We start from the raw sequence: 25,702 nt of genomic DNA, 5'->3' as shown, positions 1-25,702 counted from the left end.
TGTGGATAAACGAATGTTTTATTTATTTTTTACACAAAAAGTGGAAAATATCAATAAAACACATGGTTAAGCCCTTTCTTGTCCACATATTTATCCACACTTATGTGGATAAATAAAAAGCTACCTGACTTAAAAGTCTTTTTCGCTTGCCAGAGCCGCTTGCCCACTTGTGGTCTTTTCTGGGGATAAGTTGTGGAAAAAGCGACGCTTATCCCCATTTTAATTTTTTCAGTGGATACTGTGGACAAGAAGGGGCCCTTATCCATAGGTTTATCCTCAGGCAAATAAGGGGGTCTGCTGAGGCTTTTCCCCGCTTATCCACATATCCACCCTGCCTACTACTGCTACTACTAAGATTATCCTGAAGATGAAGAAGGGAGCGTCACATGCATTTTTCAGCTGTAAAAGAAAATCTGACAGATGCACTGCAAATCGTCCAACGGGCCCTAAGTGCCAAAAACACCATGGCTGTCCTGTCCGGTATTCACCTGGTCTGCGCCGACGGCCAATTGACCATGACCGCCTCCGATTTAGAAGTCCGGCTGGAGGTCACCTTACCGGTTGAGGTGATTGAACCGGGTGAAACCATCGTCCAGGGGCGGGGCTTTACAGACCTGGTCCGCCGCCTGCCGGCAGGCCGGATTGTTTTCAAAAATACCAGTCAAGACGGGTCAGACCACATGACCATCAGCTATGGGGATAACACCGCCGACTTGTACGGCTGGCCGGGACGGGAATATCCCGGTTTTGCGCCGGAAAAAGACCCGGCAGAGCTGACCATGGCCGCCAAAGATTTTTGCGAAGCAATCAGTCATACGGCCTTTACCGTCAATGCGGACGAGGTGCGGCCGGTCTTTACCGGGCTCTTGTTTCAAATCCGCGGCCATGAATTGACCATTGTCGGAACGGACAGCTTCCGCCTGGCCAAAAAAATCACGGTGCTGAACAATAAGAGCGGGGACAATTTTGACTTGATTATTCCGGTCCGGGCCTTAAATGAGTGGGCCCGGATTGTGGCCGCTGAAGAAGATCCCTTTGAAATGGAAATTTCCGACCGGCAGGTGCTCTTTAAAACGGCCAATGTCCGCCTCTTGGCCCAGCGGATCCGGGGGGATTTCCCGCCTTTTGACAAGGTGATTCCCAGCGGCTGGCAAACGTATGTGAAGTTGGAACGGAAGCCCTTGTTAGAAGCCTTGGACCGGGCCAGCCTCTTTAGCCGGGAAAAGGACGGGACCCTGGTGGTGACCTTTCACATTGAAAACAACCTCCTCCACATTGCCACCGCCAGCGAATTTGGGAAAGTGGATGAAAATTTGCCGGTCTACCAGGAAGGGGAAACGGTGGATATTTCCTTTAACGCCCGCTACCTTTCTGAGGCCTTAAAGGCCATGGAAGACAGCCACTTGGACCTGACCTTTAACGGGTCTATGGGCCCTTGTGTGGTAAAACCGCAGGCGGCTGACAAGTACCTCTATCTCTTGCTGCCTTTACGCCGCTAATGGCGGTTCAAAGGTTGTGGCTGGCTCAATTTCGCAATTACCAGCAGGCAGATGTGACCTTTGCGCCGATTTTGAACTTGCTCATCGGCGCCAATGGCCAGGGCAAAACAAATTTAATTGAAAGCCTCTACACCCTATCCACAGGACACGGCTTTCGGGCCGCCAAAGATAAAGAATTGATTTTACACGGGGCCCAGGCGGCGCGGCTGAAGGCCCTTATCCAGCCGGATAACAGCGCCCGTCGCCTGCCCCTCCAGCTGGCCTTTAACGGTCATGCCAAACGCTGGCAGCTCAATGGCGTGGCCTACCGCCAGCTGCAGGATATGCCCGACCGCTTGCTGGCGGTCTTATTTACGCCGGATGATTTGGCGATTATCAAGGGGTCTCCGGAGGAAAGGCGCCGGTTTTTAGACCGGGAACTGGGCTTGATCAGCCCGGCCTACGACCTGGAGCGCCGGACCTACCGGCGGCTCTTGGCCCAACGCAATGAGCTCTTAAAAGATGTCCGGGCCCGGCGGGCGCCGGCAGACCATTTATCCGTCTGGGACCGTAAACTGGCCCACAGCGGTGCTTATTTGGTGGCCGAGCGGTTGGCTTTTTTACGTCGCCTGGTGCCGCGGGCCCGGCAGGTGCATGAGTATATGGCCCAGCAAAGCGGCTTTAACCTGACCTACCAGTCTTCCCTAGGGGCCGGGATTAAAAATGAAGGGGCGGCAGACCTGGAAGAGGTTTTTTTACAGGCCTTGACCGACCGTCAAAAGGAGGACATCCAGGCCGGCAGCACCGGGCTGGGGCCCCACCGAGATGACTTGGTCTTTTACGCCCACCAGGAAGAACTGCGGGCCTTTGGCAGTCAGGGTCAACAACGAACGGCCATTTTGGCGCTTAAATTGGCGGAAGTGGCAGTCATCACAGACAGCTGCGGGTCACGGCCGATTTTGCTCTTGGATGACGTCTTGAGCGAACTGGATCCCAGCCGGCAACGTCTCCTGCTGGAATCGGTCATCAGCCGAGGGCTTCAGACCTTTATCAGCAGTACCCATTTGGATCTAAGATATGATTTATTTAAAAATGGAAAGGTTTTTTCTATTAAAGAGGGAAAAATCATTCCAAAACAATAAAACCCTCGTTTTTTGCCTGGATTTTTTGCAAATAACGGGGGTTTTTGTTATAATAGGACCATAGCGAGGCAATCAAATGCCTTGCTGTTTATATGTTTTAATCATCCAATTCGGCTGAACGACGGCGCGCATTTTGCAGCGCCTTTATTTTGTTATGAAGGAGGTGCCCCCTTGGTAAAACCTTTTGAAGGCGATTACACAGGTAATGAAATTCAGGTTTTAGAAGGACTGGACCCGGTGCGCAAGCGTCCCGGGATGTACATTGGGACGACGGGCAGCGCCGGTTTACATCACTTGGTGAACGAAATTGTCGATAACTCTATTGACGAGGCCTTGGCCGGCTATGGGAAGACCATTACGGTCACCATCCATACGGATAATTCCATTACAGTTCGCGATGAAGGGCGTGGCATTCCGGTGGACATTCACCCGAAAATGGGCCGCCCGACCTCGGAAGTGGTTATGACGGTCCTGCACGCCGGCGGTAAGTTCGGCAAGGGCAGCTACAAGGTTTCCGGCGGTTTGCACGGGGTCGGCATGAGTGTGGTCAATGCCCTGTCCGATGCCATGCGGGTCCGGATTTGCCGGGACGGTAAGGTCCACGAGCAGCGGTTTGCCCGCGGGAAAATAGCCAGTGAACTGGAAGTGGTGGGCCAGTGCGACCATACGGGGACAACGATTTGGTTCCACCCGGATATTGACATTTTTAAAGAAGGCATTGTCTACGACTTTGATATTTTATCCCGCCGGCTGCAGGAATTATCCTTTTTAAACGGTGGCTTAACCCTGACCTTAACCGATGAACGCCCGGATGAGGTGCGGACGGAACGGTATTATAATCCCGGTGGCCTGGCAGACTATGTGCCCTGGTTGAACCGGAACCGGGTGCCCATTCAAAAAGATGTTATTTTGTTTGAAGGCGAACGCGACGGTGTTATCGTGGATATTTCCATGCAGTACACCAAGAGCTACAGTGAAAATATTTATTCTTACACAAATAATATCCACACGATTGAAGGCGGTACCCATGAAATAGGCTTTAAAACGGCCCTGACCCGGTCCGTCAATGACTATGCCCGGCGGATGAACCTGCTCAAGGATAAGGACGACAACCTTTCCGGGGATGATATCCGGGAAGGCTTGACGGCGGTCATCAGCGTCCAGGTGCCGGATCCGCAGTTTGAAGGGCAGACCAAAACGAAACTCGGCAACAGTGAAGTCCGGGGCGTGGTGGATGTGGTTGTGGGCAATGGGGTTGCCACCTTTTTAGAGGAGCATCCCTCTGAAGCCAAGACCATCATCAGCAAGGCCATTGATGCCCAAAGGGCACGGGTGGCGGCGCGTAAGGCCCGGGACATGACCCGCCGTAAAAGCGCCTTGGAATCCACCGCCCTGCCGGGTAAACTGGTGGACTGCTCGGTGAAAGATCCGGCCTTTTCAGAGCTCTTCATCGTCGAAGGGAATTCCGCCGGCGGGTCGGCCCAAGATGGCCGTGACCGGCGCTTTCAAGCCATTTTGCCCCTGCGGGGTAAAATTTTAAACGTTGAAAAGGCCCGCCTGGACCGGATTTTAAACAGCGAAGAAATCAAAAATCTGATTACCGCCATCGGCACCGGGATTGGCGACCAGTTTGACTTAGCCAAGGCCCGCTACCATAAGATTATCATCATGACCGATGCGGACGTTGACGGCGCCCATATCCGGACCCTCTTGCTGACGCTTTTTTACCGGTATATGACCCCCTTAATCGATGCCGGCTATATCTACATTGCCCAGCCCCCCCTCTACAGCGTCAAGGAAGGTAAAAAACTGACCTACCTTTACAATGATGAATCGCTGGACCAATACCGGCTTGAAAAAGGCGCCGAGAACTTAGAAAAAAACCTGAAGCGCTACAAGGGGCTGGGGGAAATGGACGCAGACCAATTATGGGATACGACCATGAACAATGAAAACCGGGTCCTCTTAAAAGTGGCCCTGGAAGACGCCGCCAATGCCGACGACGTCTTCAGTATGCTGATGGGGGAAAAGGTGGCCCCGCGCCGCGAATTCATCACCAGCAATGCCAAATATGTGAAAAACATCGATACCTAAACCGGTGACAGGTGAAAGGAGGAAGCTTTTTGGAAAATTACACCCATGGGAGCATTAGGCCCGTTCATTTGGTTGAAGAAATGAAAACGTCCTTTTTGGAATATTCCATGAGCGTCATCACATCACGTGCCCTACCGGATGTGCGAGACGGGTTGAAACCGGTTCATCGCCGCATTCTTTTCGGCATGCATAAGGCCGGCTTTACACCGGATAAACCCACCGTCAAAAGCGCCAATATCGTCGGCTATGTGCTGGGGCACCTGCACCCACACGGGGACTCGGCCTGTTACGATGCCATGGTGCGGATGGAGCAGCCCTTTGCTATGCGCTACCCCCTGGTGGACGGGCAGGGGAACTTTGGGAATATTGACGGCTACCAGGCCGCGGCCATGCGGTATACGGAAGCGCGCATGAGCCGGCTGGCCCGGGAAATGCTGCGAGATATTGACAAGGAAACCGTTGATTACACGCCAAACTATGACAACACCATGCAGGAACCGACGGTCTTGCCGGCCCGCTTTCCTAACCTTTTGGTCAACGGGTCTTCCGGGATTGCCGTGGGCATGGCGACCAACATTCCCCCCCATAATTTACGCAACATCACCGATGCGGTCCTGGCCATGATTGAAGACCCGGAGGTCTCTGATGAAAGCCTCTATCAAAAAGTAAAGGGCCCGGATTTTCCAACCGGTGCCATCATCATGGGGACCGAGGGCATTCGCAGCGCCTATCAAACCGGGCGGGGCAGCATCACCGTCCGGGCCCGAACCGCCATTGAAAAAATGAGCGGCGGTAAGCACCGGATTGTGGTGACGGAAATCCCCTACCAGGTGAATAAGGCCCGCCTGATTACAAAAATTGCCGAACTGGCACGGGATAAGGTCCTGGACGGGATTACCGATCTGCGGGATGAGAGCGACCGCAACGGTTTACGGGTTGTGGTTGAATTACGCCGGGACGTGAACCCGCGGGTCATGCTCAACCTGCTCTTTAAACACACCCAGTTGCAGGACAACTTTGGGGTCATTATGCTGGCCCTGGTGGGCGGCGAGCCGAAAATCCTGAACTTGCGGCAGATGATTGCCTACTACCTGGACCACCAGGAAAACATCATCATCCGTCGCACCAAGTACGATTTGCGCAAGGCGGAAGAACGGGCCCACATCGTTGAGGGCTTGAAAATTGCCGTGGACAATATTGACGAAGTGATTCGGATTATCCGGTCCTCCTATGACGATGCGGAAAGTAAGGCCCGCCTGGGCGAAGCCTTCGGCCTGAGTGACCGCCAGGCACAGGCGGTCATTGAGATGCAGCTGCGCCGTCTGCAAGGACTGAACGTGACCAAGTTAGAAGAAGAGCTGGCCGAATTACGGGAACGGATTGCCTATTACAAGTCCGTTTTGGCAGACATCAACCTGGTCCGTCAGATCATCGCCGAAGAACTGACGGAAATCGCCGATAAATACGGGGATGACCGGCGGACGGAAATTTCCTTTGACGACCAGGATATGAACATTCTCGATTTGATTGCCGATGAGGACATGGTCATCACCCTCTCCCATGACGGCTATGTCAAACGGATGCCCATGGACGCCTATAAGAGCCAAAAACGGGGCGGCCGGGGCGTATCGTCCGCTAAAATGAAGGAAGAGGACTGGATTGAGGAAATCTTCATCACCACCACCCACCACCAGCTCCTCTTCTTCACCAATACCGGCCGGGTCCTCCGCCTCCGGGCCTTTGACATTCCGGAAAGCGGCCGTACCGGTAAGGGGATGGCGATCATCAACCTGCTGAACCTGCAGCCGGGAGAAACGGTGGCCACGGTCATTGCCCTGCGCGATTTTGATGACCGCTTTTTAACCGCTGTCACCAAAAAAGGCATGGTCAAGAAAACCGCCTTAGCCGATTATGAAACCAACCGGAAGGACGGGATTCTGGCCATTCGTCTAGATGAAGACGATGAAGTGGTGGCGGTCAAACTCACCGCCGGTGAAGATGAACTGATCATCGTCACCGAGGGCGGTTACGCCATCCGCTTTAATGAAGAAGATGTCCGGCCGACAGGTCGCTACACCGCCGGGGTCAAGGGCATTCGCCTGACAGGCAGTGACCGGGTCATTACCATGGACATCGTCCAAGACGATGCCAGCCTCTTGGTCATCACCGAAAAAGGCTTCGGCAAACGGACCGAGCTGACCGAGTACAGCCTGCAAAAACGCGGCGGTAAAGGGGTCTTTACCGTCAAACTCGGCAAGCGGGGCAAGCGTTTGGTCCAGGCCCTGGTCGTCCGTGACGGCGAAGAAGTGATGAGCATCAGCCGGGAGGGGACCCTGATTCGCTTTGCGGTCAACGATATTTCCCAGACCGGCCGGGCCACCCAGGGCGTCACCATGATGAATCTGGAAGGCGACGACGAAGTGGTCGGCATGGCCCGCATTATTGAAGAGGAAGCCTAATGGGTGCCGAATTTTGGAATATCTTTTATATCCTTGTCGGCGCGGTTTTTTTAGCCAGTGGCCTCCTCTGGCTGCAGACCAGTTACCGAAAGCGTCACCAGGTTCATTTTGACCAGGTGATGATTTCCGGTCAATTAAAAGCAGACCTTTGCGACTTGATCGACCGGGGCGACCGGGAAGGGGCCATCAGCCTCTTCCGCCGGAAAACACTCCACAACCGGCAGTTTTGCGAAATATATATTGATGAACTGGCCCGTCGGTATGAAAACGGGCAAGTCTAAGTGGTAACGGAGGCAGGGACCCTGTCTCCGTTTTTTAATGGTATCGACGCCGGCCTTATGGTAGAATCAAAACAAATATGAGAAAGGGTGAAAGACTTTGCCTATCCATGAAGCACAGACGATTGCCCAAATCGTCACCGCACCGGGTAAGGGGGCGGTGGGCATCATCCGGATTTCCGGCGATGAGGCCCTGGCCATTGGTGACGGTTTGGCAGGCGGCCGGGGGATGATTGCCCGGGCTGCCTCTCACACCATTCATTACGGCTGGGTCCACGACCGGGAGGGCAACCGCTTGGATGAAGCGCTCTTTATGGTCATGCATGGACCCCGGACCTATACCGGTGAAGACGTGGTGGAAGTCCAGTGCCACGGCGGCCCGGTGGCGGTGGGCGAAGTATTGCGGGAGGCCTGCGCCCGTGGCGCGCGTCCGGCTGAGGCCGGAGAATTTTCACGGCGGGCATTTTTAAATGGAAAAATCGACCTGAGCCGGGCTGAAGCCATTATGGACTTGGTGGAGGCAAAGAGTGACGGGGCCTTGAAGTTGGCCGCCCGGCAGAAATCGGGCCGGACCGAAGAACTGGTGGACGGGCTCCGCGCCGCCATTTTAGAATTGATTGCCTACATCCAGGCGGACCTGGATTTTCCGGAAGATGACATTGACCGGCTGGACAAGGCCGCCTACCGGGACCGGGCAGAGGGCCTGGCCCATGACCTGGAAGACTTGGTCCGGACGGCAACCCGGGGCCGCCTTTACCGGGACGGGATCACCGTGGCCCTGTGCGGTCGTGCCAATGTGGGCAAAAGCTCCCTGCTCAATGCCCTGACCGGCAGGAATACCGCCATTGTGACCAATATTCCCGGCACCACCCGGGATTCGGTAGAGGCCAACATCCAAGTGGATGGCCTGGCCCTGCGCCTGATTGATACGGCCGGTTTGCGCAAAACCGATGACCTGGTGGAGCAAATCGGGGTGGACCGGGCCAAGGATATCGTCCGTGGCGCCGATGTTATCGCTTATTGCCTGGCGGCGCCGGAGGGCCTCCAGCCGGTGGACCGGGCCTTTATAGAGGACCACCGGGACCAGGTGGGGCTTTTGGTCATCAACCAGGTGGACCTTTCCGACATGCCCAGCCCGGACCTGCCCTGGCCGGCTGTGCGCACCAGCGCCCTGGCCGGGACCGGGATTGACGACCTGGGAAGGGCGTTAAAAGAAGCTGCCCTGGCGGAAGCGCCGGCCGCTGAAAATGCCCTTTACTTGACCAATGCCCGTCAAGTTAGCTTGGCGGAAACGGCCTTACAGGACCTTCGACACTTTTTAGAGGCCCTGGCCATGGGGGTATCCGATGATCTTTTGGTTATTGATTTGCAGCATGCCTGGGAAGTTTTAGGGCTTATCACCGGGGACACCGCTGCCGATGACCTCCTGGATCAAATATTTTCACAGTTTTGCTTAGGAAAGTGAGGCAAATGACTGAAACGATGAAAGCAAAGTACGACCTGATCGTTGTCGGTGCCGGGCACGCCGGGCTTGAAGCGGCCTTTGCCGCCGCCCATATGGGGAAGCAGGTCCTCTTGTTGACCCTGAGCCTGGACCACATCGCCCTCCTGCCCTGTAACCCCTCCATCGGCGGACCGGCCAAGGGGCACCTGGTCCGGGAAATAGATGCCCTGGGCGGGGTCATGGGCGAAGCCGCTGATGCCACCGACATTCAGATGCGGCTCCTGAATACCCAGAAGGGGCCGGCCGTTCAGGCCCTTCGGGCGCAAGTCGACAAACCGCGCTACGGGGCCTACATGCGCCAGCGCTTACAGGAAGAGGCGAACATCACCCTCCTGGAACGGGTGGTGGAAGGGCTCATCATTGAGGCCGGCGCCGTTCAAGGGGTGGTCGATGAATACGAGACCGCCTGGCAGGCCCCTCGGGTGATTGTTTGCACCGGAACCTATTTACGGGGGCAGATCATCATCGGCGACCTGATTAAAAACGCCGGACCGGGCGGTCAGGTATCCCCGCAGGGGCTTTCCCGGTCTATTGCAGAAGATGCCGGCCTGGCCACCATGCGGTTTAAAACCGGCACCCCGCCCCGGGTGGACGGCCGGACCCTGGACCGGGAGCTAATGGCCGTCCAGCCTGAGGACGCGCCGGACCGCCGGTTTTCCCATTGGTCCGAGGCCGCCAACGGCCTGGAAAAGCGGCCCTGCTACCTGACCTATACCTCAGCGGACACCCATGCCATCATCCGGGACAACTGGCACCGGTCGCCCATGCAGACCGGCTTGGTCACCGGGGCCCCGCCTCGCTACTGCCCCTCCATTGAGGATAAGATTCATCGCTTCAGCGATAAAAGCCGCCACCAGCTCTTTATTGAGCCGGAAGGCTTGGACACGACCCTCTACTACATGCAGGGCTTTGCAACCTCCCTGCCCTTTGACGTTCAGGAGCAAATGGTGCATTCGGTGCCCGGCCTGGCCCATGCCACACTGGTCCGAGCCGGATACGCCATTGAATACGATCTAATCGAGCCGACCCAGCTCTACCCGACCCTGGAATGTCAGTCGGTCAAGGGCCTTTACTTTGCCGGCCAGATGAACGGGACCTCCGGTTATGAAGAGGCCGCCGCCCAAGGGCTTATGGCCGGAATCAATGCCGTCCTCAGCCTGGAGGGGAAGGCGCCCTTTGTGCTCCGTCGGCATGAGGCCTATATTGGCGTTTTAATTGACGACCTCATCACCAAGGGGACCCGGGAGCCCTACCGGATGCTGACCTCCCGCTGCGAATATCGACTCCTTTTGCGGCAGGACAATGCCCACCTCCGCCTGACCCCCTACGGCCGCCGCCTGGGCCTGATTGATGACGACAAGTGGGCACTCTTCCAGGCGGACTGTGACCAAATCGCTGCGGAAAAGGACCGCCTTAAGGGCGTCGATGTGTCGCCGGCAGATGCCGACTTGGCCGTCCTCTTAACCGACCGGGGCAGCACCCCCCTAAAGCAAAAAATAACGGCCCTGGCCCTCTTAAAACGGCCGGAAATCGGCTACCGGGACTTGCTGGCCTTAGGCTACGGTGACGGCTGCTTGCCGGCCCGGATTTGGCGGGAAGTGGAAACGGCCATTAAATATGAGGGCTATATTGCCAAGCAGGAAGACCAGGTGGCCCGGTTGGAAAAATTAGAGAACAAACAGCTGCCGGCAGACTTTGATTACAGCCGGGTGACCGGCCTGCGCAAGGAAGCCTGCGAAAAACTCAGCCAAATCCGTCCCCTCACCGTCGGCCAGGCCAGCCGGATTTCCGGCGTCAACCCGGCGGACATTACCGTTTTGCTGGTCGGCTTGAAAAAAGCCGCCTGCCTGCAAGGAGGAAATCATGACCGCTGAAGCCTTGTACCGGGCCTTTGCCGACCTTGACCTGCCCCTGACCGATGGGCAAATTGCCCAATTTTTGCAGTACGATGCCCGCTTGCGGGCGGCCAACCAGCACATGAACCTGACGGCCATCACGGCGCCCCAGGAGGTCCTGGAAAAGCACTTTATTGATTCGGCCCTGGTCCTGCATTATGTCAATGAACCGGGGCAAAGGCTCATAGACATCGGCAGCGGTGCCGGTTTTCCGGGCATGGTCCTGGCTATTTTACGGCCGGATTGGGAAATCCTGCTCTTGGACAGCCTGCAAAAGCGGGTGGATTTTTTAAGGACCCTGGCAGGCGCCCTGGGCCTGTCCGACCGGGTCCGGGCTCTTCACGGCCGGGCGGAAGCCCTGGGCCATGACCCGGCCTACCGGGAGCGGTTTGATTTGGCAACCGGCCGGGCGGTGACCCAAATGGGGGGATTTTTAGAGTATGCCCTGCCCTTTGTGCGGATTGGCGGCCTGGTGGCCGTCCTGAAGGGGCCCGGCGATGAAGGGACCCTGGCGGATATTGTCAGCGCCGCGGGCACCTTAGGCGGGACCTACCGGGATACCCTTGCCTACACCCTTCCCGGCGGAGACGACCGGCGGCTCTGGCGGTTTGATAAAACCGCGACAACCCCGGCCAACTACCCCCGCCGCCCCAAGGCCATGCGGAACCGGCCCCTGGTCCCCCAGAAAAGGGACCCTTCTTGACCGGATGACGCCTTCCCCCAGGAAGGCGTTTTTTTGCTGCCCACAAGTCCCCTTTAAGCCTGGAATAATAAATTTATATTTGCCATAGGTAACTTTTGAGAAGATAATAAGGGGGAAAGGAGTTTTTATGATGTATGATATTATTGTTATCGGCGCCGGTCCGGCTGGGGTCAGCGCCGCCCTCTATGCAAAAGCCAGAGGAAAAAATATTCTCGTTTTGGAAAAAGAAAAGATCGGCGGCCTGGTGGCCAATGTGTCCAAGGTCAGCCATTTTGCCGGCGTCGCTGACGGCGAAACCGGCCCGGAATTTGCCCAAAGACTGGCCGACCAATTGGCTTATTCGGGCATTCCTGTTCAATATGAAAAGGTGGTTTCCCTGGCGGCAACGGATGACGGCTTCCGCCTGGAAACCCCGGCCGGCCACCACACCGCCAAAAAAGTGATTTGCGCCACCGGCTCCAGCTTGAAAGAACTGCCCCTTGACCTGCCGGAGGGCTTTAGCTGCAAGCATTGGCCCCTGGGCAGGGAGGATGAATTTGCCGGCAAGACCGTCGTCATCAATGGCGGCTCAGACGGGGCCGCCAAGGAGGCCCTTTACCTGGCCAAGTCTGCCAAGACGGTCCACATGGTGCAAAATCAGCCGGCCTTAATGTGCATTGACGAGTTTAAGCGTCAGATTGAAGCGGCGGACAATATTGTTGTCCACACCGACTGCGCTGTAAAAGACCTGACCCTTACCGAGGGCCTCTGTACCGCTGTTGACTTGGGCAGCGACCGGATCAGCGATGAAGCAGGCATTGAGGTCTATGTGCAAATCGGGCAAAATGGCAATTCGGATTTTTTGGCGCCGTTTGCCACCCTTGACAACACTTTCCTGGCGGAAGACTTGGCTGCCGGCAGGCCGGGCCTTTTCTTTGCCGGTGACATTCGCGTAAAGGGCGTTAAGCAAATCGCCACCGCTGTTGCTGACGGCTGCCAGGCCGGGATCCTGGCCTGTAAGGGCTAAGCGGCCGACGTCTTTTCTCTAAAATAAAAAAATACTAGCCCCGAAAGGCTTTGTTGGCGCCTTTCGGGGCTTTGTTGTGCGTTTGTGGCGCTTTTTAGGAGGGCCCCTTAGCCGGGTCAGCGGTTAAAGGTCCTCTTCCTCTCCTTCCAAAAGGCTGCGGAGGGTGGTCAGGGCCCGCTTTTTTCGCTTGTGAACGGTGGCCGGCGAAAGGCCCAGTTCAGCGGCCAGACCACGCTCTGTCGTTTCGCCAAGGACCAGCCGCCACAAGTGCTCTTCCTGGTCCGGCGGCAGGGTAGCCAAGGCGGTCATCAGCCGGGACCGGCTTTGATCGGCGAAGAAAGCCCCTTCACTGCTGGTCACCGCAAAGGCGTCGAGGGCGTCCAGGGGGACGCCGGCGGCCTGTAAATCGCTCATGGTCCAAGTGCGGTCCGCCGCCAGCCGGTTCTGGTAGCGTTCCCGTTCGCTGGCCTGCCAATAGGCCTTGTAAATGGCCTCGCTGACCTCAACCGCTTGCTTTTGAACATAGATGGTTTTCATATTCGTCTCCTTTTTGCGTCTTTTGCAGAACCGTCAAAAAGGAGACAGGCGGGGCCCGTGGCATCGGCAAACGTCCTTTCTGCATAAAAAAAGCGCCTGCGTCAAGCACAGGCGCTTGTCTATGACAAGAATAGAACGTATGTTTGTATATTACAGTGGCGGGTTAGCTGGCGATCTGTCGGCCCCTGGGGGCAGGATGGTCGCAAGTTAGTGGGGAATTAGTGGGGCCTCTGTCGGCGGCGAAGGAGGGCCAGGGCCATGGTGGACAAGGAGCCGCCGGAAAGGGTCAGGCCTGTGGCCAGGTCCCCCTGGTTCAGGGAATCAAAGCCGCCGGCACCGGCCAAGATGGCCAGTAAAAAGGTCAGGACCAGCTCGGCCATGTCGTGGCGGGCGGCGTATTGCAGCCGCATGGCAGAGAGGGCATCCCGGCGGCAAAGGGCATCGTAGGCCGATTTGATGAGGGCCTTGGCCGTGCCGGGCGCAAGGGCCTCATAGGCCGCCAAGTCGTCCGGGTCCGGCAAGGGGCCGCAGTGCCAGTTGAGAGAGGCGGCCTCCCGGACGGCTTCATCTGCCGCCGGCATGGGCGGAGAAGCGGGTCCGGGCCTATCGGCAAAGGCATCCGGCTCAGGCATGGTCGCCGGCCTGGAGTCGGTAGAGAAAGGTAAGCACTTCTTCACGGGTTGCCGGCGCTTGATAGGCCGGCCCCTCGCTCCGGCCCTGCAAGAGACCGGTGGCCTTGGCCCAGCGGATGGCGTCCGCTGCCCAGGGCGAAGGCGCATCATCGGGCAGCGGCTGGGGGCTTTTCTGGAGCTGGGCCACCCTTTGCCGGATGGCCTCAACAAAGGCCGGCCAGCGGCCTTCGGCTAAAATGCGCCGCGGGCAATACTTCCCGCTCCAGTCCTGGTGCTTATAAATCTGCCAGTCCGGGTGGTCAATCAGGAGGGCCGCATTTAAGACCAGGGCATTGGCCTCTGCGGCAGCCAGGGGGGTGGTTTCGCAGATCTCAATGGCTAGGGTGGTCATATTGCCCGGGCCTTGGCCGTCACCGGCGTGCCAGGCCACTTCATTGATGGGCAGGGTCTGCACGATCCGGTCACCGTCCACAAAAAAATGGGCGCCAATGTAGTCGCTGTCCTGGGCCTCAACGCCGGCCAGCCAATGGGCATGGGCCCGGGCATCCGCCGTCGGCGCCGGATTGCCCGTATTGTGGTTGGTGATGCCCCGGATGGTCTGGAGGGGGATGCCGGTGCGGACATGGGGATTGGCATCGGCGGCGATAATGGCCCGTTCAAGGGGGACGCCGGCAATGCTGTCATCGGTAATGATGCCGTTTTGGTAATGGAGCATAATCATCATCCTTTCATAGGAGTTAAGTTAAGAGATAGGAAAAAAGCTACGAAAAAAGCGGGGCAAATGCCCCGCAAGGGTAGACCCATCAGTTGGCAGCGACGTACAAGTCTGCCATCTCTCGGGTGACCAACTGTGCCATATGCGCCTTGGTAAAAATGGCATCACCGCTTTTAAAGACGGTGCTGGCGGCCATTTTTTCCATCATGGTTTTTACCGTATCGGCGGTCAAGTCCGTCTTTGGATCGGACAAGGTCATGCTGGCTTTTTTACCGTCTGCCTTAATGAAGGTTAAGACAAGGGATTTTTGTTGAGCCAAGGGATTCACCTCCTTTCATCATTGAGACCACTTAGCCCTGGCTAAGGACTTCTTCGCTGATCAGGCTGAACTGCTCGCTGGTTCCGTTCAGCAAGGCGGCCAGCGCTTCACAGGCGGCATAGTATTGCGTATCTGTTGCCCCGGTGTTGATGTTGGAAAAAGTACGGGACCGCAGGACCTTTTTGCCCGCCTCCTCACCAAGGTTCATAGAAATGCGCAAGCGTTTGCCGGATAAAGTGAGAGCCATTGAAATCACCTCCTTTTATCAGTTGGGGGAAAGCCCCCTCACTACCTTAAGGAAAAAACTGGCCTTTTGCTTACCGGGCAAGGGCAAATATTTTTTCTGGGGAAATAGGCATAAGATGCTCGCCCGAATCAGGATTAGAAGACGGTTATTTTTCGATCAACTTTCTCTTAAAAATTCTTGCATTAAGGCAATCTTGTGCTATAATATAAGCAGTGGTTAAACTTCCTTTCGTTTTATTTCGTCATTGCATGACCCTTTCAAAAAAGAAGGCCGATGGATATCGGCCTTCTTTTTTTGTTTCACGTGAAACAGTTGGAAGAAAATGGGCGGTCGGCTGGGCCTGTTTCACGTGAAACAGGGGAAGTTTGCAGGGAATTGATGATTGCGCCGGGCGGCTGTGGTATAATGGCCTAGATAAGGAGGCGGTTTCATGATATTGGCATTGGTCAACCAAAAGGGCGGTGTGGCAAAAACCACGACGGCCATCAATTTGGCGGCGGCTTTGGCGCGGGCAAAGAAAAAGGTCCTCTTGATCGACCTGGACCCGCAAGGCAATGCGACCAGCGGCCTGGGCATCGATAAAGACGGGCTGGCAACCACCGTCTACCAAGGGCTGGTTGGAACCGCCGAAGCTGAGGACTGCCGGCAGGTGGGCGTCCGGGACTACTTGGACCTGATGCCGGCGAACATCAATTTGGCGGCGGCCGAGCAGGACCTGGGGTCCCTGGAAGAGGGGACCTTGCAGTTGAAAAGGCTGCTGGCGCCCTTTGCGCCGGCCTATGATGTGATTTTAATTGACTGCCCGCCGTCGCTGGGCTTGTTGACGGTGAACGCCTTGATGGCGGCCGATGGGATTTTGGTCCCCATCCAGTGCGAGTATTATGCCTTGGAAGGGCTGAGCCAGTTGATGGAAACGGTTCAGCGGATCCAGGCCGGCGGCAATCCGTCGCTGCGCCTCTTTGGGATTGTGATGACCATGTACGACGGACGGATGCGGCTGGCCAAGCAGGTGGTGGACGAGGTGCGGACGGCTTTTGGGCCCCTTGTCTTTAAGACCTTGATTCCGCGCAATGTCCGCTTGTCTGAGGCGCCATCTTACGGGCAGACCATATTTGAGTACGACCGGCTTTCCAAGGGGGCCTGGACCTATAAGACGTTGGCGAAGGAGGTTATTTCCCGTGTCGAAAACTAAGGGCGGCCTGGGCCGCGGCTTGGGCGCGCTGATTCCGGATTTAAACGAGAATATTGATAAGTTGAAAAAGGGCGATGAAGGGGCTGCTGGTGAGGCGGTTTATGACCTGCCCCTGGCGGATATCCTGCCAAACCCCTGGCAGCCGCGGCATGAATTTGACGAGGAAGCCTTGACCGACTTGGCAGACTCCATCCGCCGGGAAGGGGTCTTGTCCCCCATCTTGGTGGTCCGCCGGGAGGACGATACCCTGCTGGTGAGCGGGGAACGGCGGCTGCGGGCGGCAAAAATAGCCGGCCTGGAGACCATTCCGGCCATCGTCCGTCAATTGGATGACCGGGCCATGGCGACCATCGCCCTGGTGGAAAACATTCAGCGGGCAGACTTAAATGCCTTGGAAGAGGCTCAGGGCTATGCCCGGTTAATGGCGGATACCGGTCAAAGTGCCGCCCAGGTGGCGGAAGCGGTGGGCAAAAGCCGGGCCCATGTGGCCAATATGGTCCGGCTCTTGGACCTGCCGGAAGAGGTCCTGGCCTTACTGGCCGAGGGGCGGCTGACGGCCGGGCACGGTCGCGCTTTGTTGGGCATTCCGGATCCGGCGGACCTGGTTGCTTTGGCCCTGGAGGCGGCCCAGCTGGGTTATTCGGTCCGCCAGGTGGAAGAATTGGCCCGGTCCCTGAAGGACGGGAATAAACCGGACGCGGACCGGAAAAAGCCGGCCAAGGCCGCTAAAGGACAGGAAGTTTATCAAGAAATCAGCCGCCAGCTCAGTGAAAATTTACAGACCAAGGTGCGGATCCACAAGCGGGGCCCGGTCAGTGAGCTGAAGATTGAGTTTTACAGTGAAGATGATTTAACGCGGATTTTAGAGCTTTTGCACCAGCAATTGCACTAGGAGGCCTTATGGAACGAGCGGATGTGGTCATTGTCGGCGGTGGCGCTTCAGGGCTTATGGCGGCCATTGCCGCCGCGGAAGCGGGCGCTTCTGTGGTCCTCTTGGAGGCAGGCGCCCGGCTGGGGCGGAAGATTGCCGCCAGCGGCAACGGCCGGTGTAACTTTACCCATCGCGGTTTGGACCCGGTCCATTACCATAGTCACACGCCCTACGCCCTCTCTCCCGCCCTGGCCCAGTTTAGCGATGAAGATGCGGTGGAATTTTTCACCGACCTGGGCCTGCCGCCCTATATTGATGACCGTGACCGGGTCTACCCCTATGCGCGAAAGGCCGGCATGGTGGCCGATGCCCTCCGCTTGTGGGCGGCCCACCGGGGGGTTGCCCTGCGGACGGACCATCGGGTGACGGGGATCAGCGGCGGCTACGGGGCCTTCCGGGTTGACAGCCCGGCTGGCCCGGTGGAAGGCCGGACGGTTATTGTGGCCTGCGGTGGCCAGGCGGCACCCCAGCTGGGTGGCACCACCGACGGCTATGCCCTTTTAGAGGCCCTTGGCCATGTCTCCCGGCCCCGCCACCCGGCCATTTGCCCAATTTGTACGGAAAAAGCGGCCATCCGTGGCCTGCAGGGGGTGCGCTGGTGGGTGGATGCCCGGTTCAAGGCCTCCCAGGACCGGCCGGATGCTTCCGGGGAAGTCCTCTTTAACGCAGATGGCTTGAGCGGCCCGGTGGCCTTTGACCTGGCCCATGCGGTTGGTGAGCGGTTGGAGGGGCAGAACATACGTTTGCATCTCGACCTCTTTCCGGACCTGCCTGCAGAAAGATTGGAGGCTCACCTGGCTCTGCGGATGGACCGCCTTGGATGGCAGCCGGTGGCCGCCTTTACCGCCGGCCTTTTGCCCAAGCCCCTGGGACTTCTCCTGATGCGGCGGCTCTATGCCGGCAAAATGACCGATGGGGCTGCGGCCTTGCCGGCGGATATGCCGCAGGCCTTTACGGCCCTGGCTAAAAATTACCCGCTAGCCGTGACCGGCTTGCGCCCCTACCAGGACGCCCAGGTTACGGCAGGGGGCATTGACCTGGCGGATTTTGACCCGGAGACGCTGATGAGCTGGCTGGTGCCCGGGCTCTTTGCCTGTGGAGAAGTGCTGGATGTTACCGGCGACTGCGGCGGCTATAACCTGCAATGGGCCTGGGCCAGCGGTCGGCTGGCCGGTCGGTCGGCAGCCGCCTTTGCCGGATAAGGAGGAGGATACATTGACCGGTTGGGATATTTTTGTCGTCGGGGTCATTGCCTTGGCCCTGATGCGCGGTTATCGAAAGGGATTTTTTCGTCGATTGGGCGGTTGGGTCGGCGGTTTATTGATATTTTACGGGCTTTGGCGGCAGATTGACGGCATTGAAAAAACCGTGAACCGGCATATTAACGGCCGGGCCCAGGTGCAGAAGTTAATTGAGAACTACCTCCACCACCGGGAAGGCGGCGAGGAAGCCTTTGATACCTCAGGCCTGCGGGAGACTATTTCCGCCCTTCCCCTGCCCGGCAGTTTCAGTGACCGGCTGAACGATCAAATTCAAGCCCAGAGCGCTCAGGTAACTGAAAGCGTTTACACCCATGTGGCCCATGTGCTGTCGGTCCCCTGCTGGCGTATTTTATTGTTTGTTTTGGTTTGGGCGGCGGCCCTGCTGATCTTATATGTCATCGGCCACCTGCTTTACCGGCTGCTGAAAAAGGTCCCCTTCCTTTTGACCTTTGATGCCTTTTTGGGGGCCTTTGTCAGTGCCTGCCTGTCCCTGGTCCTCCTGGGCTTTATTACCCTGGCGACCATGACCTTCGGGGTGGGCACGGCGGCCGGGACGGCGGCGGAAGACAGTTTTTTCCTGCCGGTCCTTAAATTTTTGGTGGACTTCTTTATCGGCGGCCAGGCCCCCTTCCTATAGGAGATTGTTTGCATGCAAACTATTTTACGAAAGCTATATTTAATGGTGCTGGCGCTTTCTATAGCCGGCATGGCCGGAGGCGGGAAGCCCCTTTGGGCGGCGGATGATTCGGAGGTTGAAGACGCTACGGAAGTGGCCAAGGAAGCCGCCAGTGCCGGCGCCGACGCGGCTAAAGACCAGCTGGGCCTTATAGCCCACTTCTTTACCCCGGACCGGCTGAGCCTTTACCTCTTGAATGGGATCCGGATCCTGGTCTTGCTGGTCATCGTCGGGCTGATTTGGCGGGTAGGCGGCTTTTTAATCCGCCGGCTCCTGCGCAATAAGCAACGGGCCGCCTCTGCTGCCGGCGGCGTCCAGCTGAGTACGGCGGGGCATTTGATTGAAAGCGTTTTCAATTACTTTATGCTCTTCATTGCCCTGATGGGCGTTCTGGGTATCATCGGCGTGGATATTCGCGGCATGGTTGCCGGGGCCGGGATTGCCGGTGTGCTGATTGCCTTTGTCTCGCAGAGCATCATTAAGGACTGGGTCAGCGGCCTTTTTACCCTGATTGAACGCCATTATGATGTGGGCGATTGGGTTAAGCTGGCAGACTTTGAAGGCGAGGTTTTAAGCGTGGGCATGCGGTCCACCACGATCCGCACCGCTTACGGGGAAACGGTCTTCATCCCCAACGGGATGGTCGATGCGGTGGTCAATTATTCAAAATACCCGAGCGTGGTTTTATTTGACATCCCCCTGCCCTATGAATGCGATAACCTGACGGCCCGTCAGGCCCTTGCCGAGGCCTGTGACCGGTTCAACAATGAAGCTGAGCCGGGCGAAGACCTCTATAGCCCGGCAGACCTCTTAGGCGTCAATGCCTTTGAGGCCAGTGCCGTTATGTGGCGGATTTCCTTTACGTCTACCTACTTGGCCCACTGGGTCCATACCCGTCAATTGCGGGCTATTTTAAAAGAGATCTTGGATGACCGCGGCATCGGCATTCCCTATGACCAGCTGGTAATTCACCAGGAACCGGCAGGGCCGCCGGAGGAGTCGAGCCCGGATGCCGTTGATTGAAAGGGGAGGTGGCAACCTTGCCGATGGATTTACAGGTGGGCGATGTGGTGCAGGTGAAAAAAAAACACCCCTGCGGCAGCGACCAATGGCGGATCATGCGCCGCGGAATGGACTTCCGCATTCGCTGTCAGGGCTGTGACCATGAAATCTGGCTCCCACGGCCGAAGTTTGAAAAAATGATTAAAAAAGTGATATATCAGGCACCGCGTGAGCCGCGGACCTAACAAGGCCTTGCCTATAACGAAAAAATTCCCCGTCATGCATTCAGGCATGACGGGGAATTTTTGCATTATCGGTTAAGTCGGTTTGAAAAGACCGGTCACCTTGCTGACGTCCACGGAAAAGAGAACGCCGCTGTTGGGTCCTTCAAATTCGTGGACGGCACGGACAGCGCTGATGATCTTTTCCGCTTCATCAGCTGCCGCCACGATGAGAATGACCTCTTTTTCCGGTTCGATTTCCAGGTTAAAGAATTTGGCCGCCTTATCGCTGGCGGTGCCGTGGCCGTGTAAGGTCGTCGCCCCACGGGCGCCGCCCTTTCGTGCGGCGGCGATGATGTCATCCGCCCGGCCGTTGTCGACGATGATGGTGATCAGCTCATGTTCCATACTGCCTGCTCCTTTCCAACATTCACCGGTTAACTCATTTAAACCGAGCACGCGCACCAAGGGCATTGTAATGGCCAATCCGTGGCCGTGTTTGTTCAGTTCCAGGGCCTTGTGGAGCTCTTTGTGAAAGGGCTCGGACAAGGATTCATGCGCCACCAAGAGCATGATTTCTTTGCGCAGTTGATCAATGCCCAACATATTCAGCAACTTACTGGCATTGGTGCCCAGGCCATAGAGCACCGTTGCGCCGGAAATGCCCACTTCAGCCGCAGCAAGTAAGGCGCGTTTATCGTCTTTTGGGTCTAAAAAAACCACATTTAAGTTAAATTGACAAGCCATGATTACCGCTCCTTTGCTTCTGGCGAAATGACAGGCGAGGGCCTCTTTTTAGGCCGAGTGGCAATAATCCCCAACAATTGTACAGCAAGAATGGGGATTAAAGCAACCGTGGCGATGACCCCGAAGGCATCAATCAAACCGGCCGTGCCCTTCCAGGCCGTCGCCGCGCCCTGGGCAAAGGCCAAGATAAAGGTGGCCGTCATCGGCCCGGAAGCGGCAGTGCCTGCGTCAAAGCCCATGCCCACAAAAAGGGTCGGCGTCAGACGGCTCAGCAGCATGCAGAGCAGGTAGCCCGGTAATAAGATATACCAGAGCTGGGCACCGGGAGTGGCCAGACGCAAAAGGGTTAGGACAAGGGCCAGGGATACCCCAATGGCCAGGGTCGTTAAAATCAGCTTTTTCGTGATCGTACCGGCGGTGATGTCCTCAATTTGGGCACAGAGGACGTGGACGGAAGGCTCGGCCAGAATAACCAGGAGCCCGATGGCCGAGCCGACCAGGATAACCAGGGGGACCGATTGGCCGGCCAAGGTTTGGCCGATGACCTTGCCAGCGTTCATAAAACCGGCATTGACGCCGGTCAGGAAGAGGATAAAGCCGACAAAAGTATAGACAAAACCCATTAAAATACGGTAAAAGGCCCGTTTGGAAAGCTTCAGCAGGGTGTACTGGGCTAAAATCGTGATGATGACCAAGGGAACAATGGCACTGGTCACATCAACCAGGACCCCCTTGAAGACGCCCAGCAAGTAGGGCAGAAGGTCCGGCTGGGCACTTGCGGCTTCAGGGATATCGCCGGAGACATCGGTCAAGCCCTTGACAAGGGTCAGGATCATGACCGCGGTCATCGGCCCGGCGGTGGATAAACCGGCCAGCCCGAAGCTGTCCTCTTCCGCTTTTTTCCCACCATGGACCCGGCTGACACCGATGCCCAGGGCTAAAATAAAGGGCACCGTCATAGACCCGGTCGTGGCACCGCTGGTATCCGTTGCAATGCCCAGCATATCGTTGGAGGAGATAACCGCCAAGAGGCAAATCACGCCGAAGCAAATGAGCAGGAGGTTGTTCAGCGCCCATTGCATAATGATGCGCAAGAGGCCAAGGGCAATCATCAGGCCAACACCGATGGAGGCCAGGAGGACCACGGAGATCACGCTGATGATTCCACCGGTGGCGTGGGTGATTTGGCTGGCAATGACGAGCAGGTTGGGCTCAGCCACATTGATGAAAAAGCCCAGCACCAGGCCGACGCCCATCATCAGCGGCAGGCTCCGGCGCCGGGCCAGGGCGCCGCCGACATGGGTTCCCACCGGGGTAACCGCCAAATCAACGCCCAGGAGGAAGATGGCCAGGCCAAGGATGATGAAAAGAGCACCGATAAGGAAATGGATTAGCTCACGGCCGGGCAGGGGTGCCACCGTAAAATGCAAAATCAGCACCAAGATGCTCACCGGCACCACGGCCATCACCGTTTCGGATAATTTCGATAAAAGTACGCCCAAAGCGCATCCCCCCTTCGCAATAAGAAAAAAAGGGCCGCCGGCAACGGCGCGCCCTTATTCATACCGGTACAGATTATTTGCCGGCTTTATCCGTATCCAAGTTGGCGCCTTCAACATTTTCTGTTGCGCCACCTTTTAAGGTATCTAAATCTTCTTCTTCATGACCTTCAGTTAATCTGGTTGGGTCTTTTTCAATAGCATCTTTGTCCAAGGACATGGGAGTTCCTCCTTCAGGTTTTTGCAATGTTTACGAATAAGCGTTAAATGCTCTATGTTAAAAGTACCCGTCTTAGCGGTCTTTAAACCAAAAAGGCGTCAAAAAACGAAAAATAGTGCAAAAAAATTTGCGGGCGGGCCATCTGGGTCAAGATTAAATTAAATATTGAGCCGGGCAAGGCCTTCTCCGGCCAGCCCTTATAAGATGAAGGGATTTTTATAAGGGACCTTTTTAGACCCCGGCTTTAGGGGATGGCGGTAAATTTATCCTTTAAGGCATGTTTATAACCCTTCTATATTGGTTATGTTTATAATTGTCCGGACGACAAGGACAGACAGATTGAAAAAAATAAACATCAATGCGCAAAGCAGCTTGATGCGGAGGTGAGCATGTGCGAAGAGCAAGTAAAATTTTAAGCTTTATTTTGGGCCTTTTTGTTGTCTTATATGCGGCCGGGACCTTTTTTGGCATCTACCAATATATGTACCTCGACCGGTATTGGGCGCAGGGCCTTGGTCTCACGGACAACATGTTTTATGCAGGCTTTTACCTGACCTGTACACTGGCAGCGGTCACGGCCCTGGTGGGGCTCTATCTGATCTTGAAGGGCCTTTTTGCCCGCCGGCGAGACCGGCGGCTGACCTTTAACCATGACGACGGTCAGGTAGAAATCAGCGAGGAAGCCATTACCGGCGCGGTTCAATCCACCTTGGCCGATTATGACGGCATTGAAGAAAGCGAAGTCCGGATGGATCTAAAAAACGGCAACAAGCCGAGCATTCGCGCAAAAATTGACTGCGGTATCCGCCGGGGTGCCAACTTGGACCAGTATGGACAAGCCATTAAGGAGCGGGTCAGTCGGGAAATTACCACCCTGACCGGCTTACCTGTGGAAGATGTCCAAATCAGCTTTTATGACGCAGAGAACTCGACACAGACAAAGAACAGGTAGGTGAGATTATGTCCAACGGAATTGACTGGGATCGCTACGATGCGCCTGCCCCACCGCCGAAATCCGCCTATCCTGACGCTTATTCGCAGGCCTATCCGCAGCCGGGACGGCAGCCACAAAATGCTGGTCTCCGGGCGCCGGAACCCCCTTCCAAGAGCTGGTTGGTGCGGCAGTTGGAAAGCCCGGCGGCAAAAGCCTTATGGGCAAGGCGGCGGCACACCATTGTGAGCATTTTTGTCGCCATCCTTTTGGCCCTATCCATTGCCGTTTTTGGTTTTGGCTATACCCTCTTAGGGGTTATATTTGTGGCAATTGCCTATCTTTACGGCGGTTGGCGCGATGGCAATCCGCTGATCTATAAACTGCTCAATCGATTCCTTTAAATAAACCATTGAATAAAGACCTGAAACAGCGTACCGAATAAGGAGGCCATTATGTCTGAAGCAAAAATGAACCCGGCGAATTTGCCGGATGCCTACAATAAAGATGAACTGGAAGGACAAGCCTATACAGATACCCTTTCCTTTGACGACTCGGTAATTGAAAAAATTGCCGGCATTACCGCCCGTGAAATTCCCGGTATACTTGATATGAAGGGCAATTTCATGACCGGAATTACGGAAAACTTTACCTCCGGTCCGAATGTGACCAAGGGGATTTCCGCCGAAGTCAAGGAACGGGACGTTTCAATTGATGTCAAACTAATTTTAGAATTCGGCGCGTCCGCACCGGAAATCTTTGCTGAAATGAAGGACCGGGTCCGGTCTCAGTTGCAGCAAATGACCGGCCTGAACCTGCGGGAGCTGAACGTCCGCGTGGTGGACGTCATGACCCGGAAAGAGTACGACAAACAGAGCCGGGACAGCCGTGAAAATAACGCTTACCGCCAGGGCAATCCGCCCCGGGCATATTAAAGCAAAGAGAAAAGGCATCGCAGAAAAATCCCTTTAGTATAAGGAAGGAGCCCATTATGGCAGATAAAAAACAGAAAAAATCCATGGAAAAAATGGATGAATTGCGCGCACATACGGACCTAAAGAGTGGCTGCAATGGCGATGGCCAAGGCAACAACCCCTTGATTCCCCCCGGCGGTTCTTGTGAAATTAACGACCCGGTAGACCCGAAACTGGCACCGGCCGCCCAAGGGACCCCCATCGCCAACCAAAAAGGCGGCAATCCGGACCATCAGAGCCGGAAGGACAAGGCTTCCGATAAGGCGGAAGCGGCTGGCGAAAAAGCCAAAGAAAGCGCTGAAGCCGCTAAGGAAAAGGCCGGCCAAGCGGCTGACACCGTTAAAGAAAAAGCCGGCGATGCAGCAGAAAGCCTGAAAGAAAAAGCTGCCCAGGGCAAGGCCTTCATCGGCGACAAAATCGATGAAGCCACCGCAGATGTGGACGAACGCCCCCATGAAGACAGCTTTGTCTTCGCTGAAAATGTCATCGAAAAAATCGCCGGCATTGCCGCCCGTGAAATTAAAGGCATTTTGGCCCTAAAGAGCAACATCATCAGCGGCTTGGCCGGGAACATCATGGGCGATGAAAACAACAGCGCCGACCCCAAACAGGGCGTTGATGTGGAAATCGGCGGTGACCAGGTGGTGGTCAGCCTGAAAGCCATCTTGGAATACGGCGCACCGGCACCGGAAATCTTCAGTAAACTGCGCAGCCACATCGGCCGTCAGTTGTCGGTCATGACCGGCCTGGAGTTGGTGGAATTAAACGTTGAAGTCATTGACGTGATGACCCGGGAAGAATTTGAACGGGCTGCCCAAAGTCGGTTTAACACCTACGAACGGGAACCGGAACGCTACATCAACCGCTATGCGGAAGGCTATGACGACCGCCGCGGCGGCCGCCCCGATGGGCGTGGCTATGCCGGCCGTCAGGCACCGCAGGGCCCCCAAGGCTTTGGCGGACCAGCCCCGCAAGGTGGCTACCAAGGCAACTTTTAAACGATAAGAGGAGCGCCCTTCGGGGCGCTTTTTCTGCCTA

At 56.3% G+C, this 25,702-nt stretch carries 27 protein-coding genes; 19 read left to right on the top strand and 8 right to left on the bottom strand.

The window, feature by feature from the left end:
• Positions 1-386 precede the first annotated feature (386 nt).
• The 9 genes from dnaN (at position 387) to BLQ16_RS07810 (ending at position 12,559) form a co-directional block, all read left to right on the top strand.
• Positions 387-1,499, top strand: coding sequence for a DNA polymerase III subunit beta (gene dnaN / locus BLQ16_RS07850; protein WP_091792188.1), 1,113 nt, complete (start codon positions 387-389; stop codon positions 1,497-1,499).
• A gap of 14 nt (positions 1,500-1,513) precedes the next feature.
• Positions 1,514-2,620 (top strand): DNA replication/repair protein RecF, encoded by a 1,107-nt coding sequence (gene recF / locus BLQ16_RS07845; protein WP_159428047.1) that lies wholly within the window; start codon positions 1,514-1,516, stop codon positions 2,618-2,620.
• A 171-nt stretch (positions 2,621-2,791) separates the two neighbouring features.
• On the top strand, positions 2,792-4,714 hold the full coding sequence (gene gyrB / locus BLQ16_RS07840; protein ID WP_091792186.1) for a DNA topoisomerase (ATP-hydrolyzing) subunit B: 1,923 nt from the start codon (positions 2,792-2,794) through the stop codon (positions 4,712-4,714).
• A gap of 29 nt (positions 4,715-4,743) precedes the next feature.
• Positions 4,744-7,173: a DNA gyrase subunit A gene (gyrA, locus tag BLQ16_RS07835; RefSeq protein WP_091792185.1), complete on the top strand. Its 2,430-nt coding sequence runs from the start codon at positions 4,744-4,746 to the stop codon at positions 7,171-7,173.
• Positions 7,173-7,454: a hypothetical protein gene (locus BLQ16_RS07830; RefSeq protein ID WP_091792184.1), complete on the top strand. Its 282-nt coding sequence runs from the start codon at positions 7,173-7,175 to the stop codon at positions 7,452-7,454. The genes gyrA and BLQ16_RS07830 overlap by 1 nt, the downstream gene beginning before the upstream one ends.
• A 97-nt stretch (positions 7,455-7,551) precedes the next feature.
• Positions 7,552-8,916, top strand: a complete 1,365-nt coding sequence (gene mnmE / locus BLQ16_RS07825; RefSeq protein WP_091792183.1) for a tRNA uridine-5-carboxymethylaminomethyl(34) synthesis GTPase MnmE — start codon at positions 7,552-7,554, stop codon at positions 8,914-8,916.
• Between the two features lie 5 nt (positions 8,917-8,921).
• On the top strand, positions 8,922-10,829 hold the full coding sequence (gene mnmG, locus BLQ16_RS07820) for a tRNA uridine-5-carboxymethylaminomethyl(34) synthesis enzyme MnmG (protein ID WP_200781897.1): 1,908 nt from the start codon (positions 8,922-8,924) through the stop codon (positions 10,827-10,829).
• Positions 10,819-11,553: a 16S rRNA (guanine(527)-N(7))-methyltransferase RsmG gene (gene rsmG, locus BLQ16_RS07815; RefSeq protein ID WP_091792182.1), complete on the top strand. Its 735-nt coding sequence runs from the start codon at positions 10,819-10,821 to the stop codon at positions 11,551-11,553. Before mnmG ends, rsmG begins: the two co-directional genes overlap by 11 nt.
• A 127-nt stretch (positions 11,554-11,680) precedes the next feature.
• The gene (locus BLQ16_RS07810) at positions 11,681-12,559 is read left to right on the top strand and encodes an NAD(P)/FAD-dependent oxidoreductase (protein ID WP_200781896.1); all 879 of its coding nucleotides are present in this window, start codon (positions 11,681-11,683) and stop codon (positions 12,557-12,559) included.
• A 123-nt stretch (positions 12,560-12,682) separates the two neighbouring features.
• On the opposite strand, the gene BLQ16_RS07805 is transcribed toward BLQ16_RS07810, so the two are convergent.
• The 5 genes from BLQ16_RS07805 to BLQ16_RS07785 form a co-directional block, all read right to left on the bottom strand.
• Positions 12,683-13,096: an RNA polymerase sigma factor gene (locus BLQ16_RS07805; RefSeq protein ID WP_091792180.1), complete on the bottom strand. Its 414-nt coding sequence runs from the start codon at positions 13,094-13,096 to the stop codon at positions 12,683-12,685.
• Between the two features lie 218 nt (positions 13,097-13,314).
• A complete protein-coding gene (locus BLQ16_RS07800; protein WP_091792179.1) occupies positions 13,315-13,728 on the bottom strand; it encodes a hypothetical protein in 414 nt (137 codons plus the stop codon).
• The gene (locus BLQ16_RS07795) at positions 13,721-14,443 is read right to left on the bottom strand and encodes a peptidoglycan recognition protein family protein (RefSeq protein ID WP_159428046.1); all 723 of its coding nucleotides are present in this window, start codon (positions 14,441-14,443) and stop codon (positions 13,721-13,723) included. The genes BLQ16_RS07800 and BLQ16_RS07795 overlap by 8 nt, the downstream gene beginning before the upstream one ends.
• A gap of 88 nt (positions 14,444-14,531) precedes the next feature.
• Complete coding sequence (locus tag BLQ16_RS07790) at positions 14,532-14,762, bottom strand: DUF2922 domain-containing protein (RefSeq protein WP_159428045.1); 231 nt, start codon at positions 14,760-14,762, stop codon at positions 14,532-14,534.
• Between the two features lie 31 nt (positions 14,763-14,793).
• On the bottom strand, positions 14,794-15,009 hold the full coding sequence (locus tag BLQ16_RS07785; protein WP_091792176.1) for a DUF1659 domain-containing protein: 216 nt from the start codon (positions 15,007-15,009) through the stop codon (positions 14,794-14,796).
• Positions 15,010-15,439: 430 nt separating this feature from the next.
• Between BLQ16_RS07785 and BLQ16_RS07780 the strand changes: the two genes are divergently transcribed.
• From BLQ16_RS07780 to BLQ16_RS07755, 6 genes are read left to right on the top strand one after another with little or no spacing between them, the layout of a single operon-like run.
• Entirely contained in the window at positions 15,440-16,201 is a 762-nt protein-coding gene (locus BLQ16_RS07780) for a ParA family protein (protein ID WP_091792175.1), read from the top strand.
• Positions 16,188-17,093, top strand: coding sequence for a ParB/RepB/Spo0J family partition protein (locus BLQ16_RS07775; RefSeq protein WP_159428044.1), 906 nt, complete (start codon positions 16,188-16,190; stop codon positions 17,091-17,093). Before BLQ16_RS07780 ends, BLQ16_RS07775 begins: the two co-directional genes overlap by 14 nt.
• An 8-nt stretch (positions 17,094-17,101) precedes the next feature.
• Entirely contained in the window at positions 17,102-18,334 is a 1,233-nt protein-coding gene (locus BLQ16_RS07770; protein WP_091792173.1) for a BaiN/RdsA family NAD(P)/FAD-dependent oxidoreductase, read from the top strand.
• 13 nt (positions 18,335-18,347) lie between these two features.
• Positions 18,348-19,031, top strand: a complete 684-nt coding sequence (locus BLQ16_RS07765) for a hypothetical protein (protein WP_091792172.1) — start codon at positions 18,348-18,350, stop codon at positions 19,029-19,031.
• Between the two features lie 12 nt (positions 19,032-19,043).
• On the top strand, positions 19,044-20,093 hold the full coding sequence (locus BLQ16_RS07760; RefSeq protein WP_091792171.1) for a mechanosensitive ion channel family protein: 1,050 nt from the start codon (positions 19,044-19,046) through the stop codon (positions 20,091-20,093).
• A gap of 23 nt (positions 20,094-20,116) precedes the next feature.
• Positions 20,117-20,317 carry a DUF951 domain-containing protein gene (locus tag BLQ16_RS07755; RefSeq protein ID WP_091792207.1) on the top strand — a complete coding sequence of 67 codons (201 nt, stop codon included), beginning with the start codon at positions 20,117-20,119 and terminating at the stop codon, positions 20,315-20,317.
• Between the two features lie 72 nt (positions 20,318-20,389).
• Here BLQ16_RS07755 and BLQ16_RS07750 read toward each other — a convergent pair whose 3' ends face one another.
• The 3 genes from BLQ16_RS07750 to BLQ16_RS09675 all read right to left on the bottom strand — a co-directional run bounded on the left by BLQ16_RS07750 (position 20,390) and on the right by BLQ16_RS09675 (position 22,759).
• Complete coding sequence (locus tag BLQ16_RS07750) at positions 20,390-21,040, bottom strand: P-II family nitrogen regulator (protein WP_091792170.1); 651 nt, start codon at positions 21,038-21,040, stop codon at positions 20,390-20,392.
• A gap of 2 nt (positions 21,041-21,042) precedes the next feature.
• The gene (locus BLQ16_RS07745; RefSeq protein ID WP_091792169.1) at positions 21,043-22,542 is read right to left on the bottom strand and encodes a DUF1538 domain-containing protein; all 1,500 of its coding nucleotides are present in this window, start codon (positions 22,540-22,542) and stop codon (positions 21,043-21,045) included.
• Between the two features lie 73 nt (positions 22,543-22,615).
• Entirely contained in the window at positions 22,616-22,759 is a 144-nt protein-coding gene (locus BLQ16_RS09675) for a hypothetical protein (RefSeq protein ID WP_159428043.1), read from the bottom strand.
• A 391-nt stretch (positions 22,760-23,150) separates the two neighbouring features.
• On the opposite strand from BLQ16_RS09675, the gene amaP reads away from it, so the two are divergent.
• From amaP to BLQ16_RS07725, 4 genes are read left to right on the top strand one after another with little or no spacing between them, the layout of a single operon-like run.
• Positions 23,151-23,711 carry an alkaline shock response membrane anchor protein AmaP gene (amaP, locus tag BLQ16_RS07740; protein ID WP_091792168.1) on the top strand — a complete coding sequence of 187 codons (561 nt, stop codon included), beginning with the start codon at positions 23,151-23,153 and terminating at the stop codon, positions 23,709-23,711.
• An 8-nt stretch (positions 23,712-23,719) separates the two neighbouring features.
• A complete protein-coding gene (locus BLQ16_RS07735) occupies positions 23,720-24,094 on the top strand; it encodes a DUF2273 domain-containing protein (RefSeq protein WP_091792167.1) in 375 nt (124 codons plus the stop codon).
• 51 nt (positions 24,095-24,145) lie between these two features.
• Positions 24,146-24,625: an Asp23/Gls24 family envelope stress response protein gene (locus tag BLQ16_RS07730; RefSeq protein ID WP_091792166.1), complete on the top strand. Its 480-nt coding sequence runs from the start codon at positions 24,146-24,148 to the stop codon at positions 24,623-24,625.
• A gap of 56 nt (positions 24,626-24,681) precedes the next feature.
• The gene (locus BLQ16_RS07725) at positions 24,682-25,662 is read left to right on the top strand and encodes an Asp23/Gls24 family envelope stress response protein (RefSeq protein WP_091792165.1); all 981 of its coding nucleotides are present in this window, start codon (positions 24,682-24,684) and stop codon (positions 25,660-25,662) included.
• The last annotated feature ends 40 nt before the right edge of the window (positions 25,663-25,702 follow it).

It is taken from the genome of Peptococcus niger, from assembly GCF_900101835.1.
GTDB lineage: Bacteria > Bacillota > Peptococcia > Peptococcales > Peptococcaceae > Peptococcus > Peptococcus niger.
The sequence above is the reverse complement of the archived record's forward strand: the minus strand, read 5'-3'. Positions and strand labels throughout refer to the sequence as shown.

Coding starts and splice junctions, on each gene's coding strand:
- dnaN (WP_091792188.1), top strand. CDS start 387: ATGCATTTTTCAGCTGTAAAAGAAAATCTGACAGATGCACTGCAAATC.
- BLQ16_RS07830 (WP_091792184.1), top strand. CDS start 7,173: ATGGGTGCCGAATTTTGGAATATCTTTTATATCCTTGTCGGCGCGGTT.
- mnmG (WP_200781897.1), top strand. CDS start 8,922: ATGACTGAAACGATGAAAGCAAAGTACGACCTGATCGTTGTCGGTGCC.
- rsmG (WP_091792182.1), top strand. CDS start 10,819: ATGACCGCTGAAGCCTTGTACCGGGCCTTTGCCGACCTTGACCTGCCC.
- BLQ16_RS07810 (WP_200781896.1), top strand. CDS start 11,681: ATGATGTATGATATTATTGTTATCGGCGCCGGTCCGGCTGGGGTCAGC.
- BLQ16_RS07805 (WP_091792180.1), bottom strand. CDS start 13,096: ATGAAAACCATCTATGTTCAAAAGCAAGCGGTTGAGGTCAGCGAGGCC.
- BLQ16_RS07800 (WP_091792179.1), bottom strand. CDS start 13,728: ATGCCTGAGCCGGATGCCTTTGCCGATAGGCCCGGACCCGCTTCTCCG.
- BLQ16_RS07795 (WP_159428046.1), bottom strand. CDS start 14,443: ATGCTCCATTACCAAAACGGCATCATTACCGATGACAGCATTGCCGGC.
- BLQ16_RS07785 (WP_091792176.1), bottom strand. CDS start 15,009: ATGGCTCTCACTTTATCCGGCAAACGCTTGCGCATTTCTATGAACCTT.
- BLQ16_RS07780 (WP_091792175.1), top strand. CDS start 15,440: ATGATATTGGCATTGGTCAACCAAAAGGGCGGTGTGGCAAAAACCACG.
- BLQ16_RS07770 (WP_091792173.1), top strand. CDS start 17,102: ATGGAACGAGCGGATGTGGTCATTGTCGGCGGTGGCGCTTCAGGGCTT.
- BLQ16_RS07760 (WP_091792171.1), top strand. CDS start 19,044: ATGCAAACTATTTTACGAAAGCTATATTTAATGGTGCTGGCGCTTTCT.
- BLQ16_RS07755 (WP_091792207.1), top strand. CDS start 20,117: ATGGATTTACAGGTGGGCGATGTGGTGCAGGTGAAAAAAAAACACCCC.
- BLQ16_RS07750 (WP_091792170.1), bottom strand. CDS start 21,040: ATGGCTTGTCAATTTAACTTAAATGTGGTTTTTTTAGACCCAAAAGAC.
- BLQ16_RS09675 (WP_159428043.1), bottom strand. CDS start 22,759: ATGTCCTTGGACAAAGATGCTATTGAAAAAGACCCAACCAGATTAACT.
- BLQ16_RS07735 (WP_091792167.1), top strand. CDS start 23,720: ATGTCCAACGGAATTGACTGGGATCGCTACGATGCGCCTGCCCCACCG.
- BLQ16_RS07730 (WP_091792166.1), top strand. CDS start 24,146: ATGTCTGAAGCAAAAATGAACCCGGCGAATTTGCCGGATGCCTACAAT.
- BLQ16_RS07725 (WP_091792165.1), top strand. CDS start 24,682: ATGGCAGATAAAAAACAGAAAAAATCCATGGAAAAAATGGATGAATTG.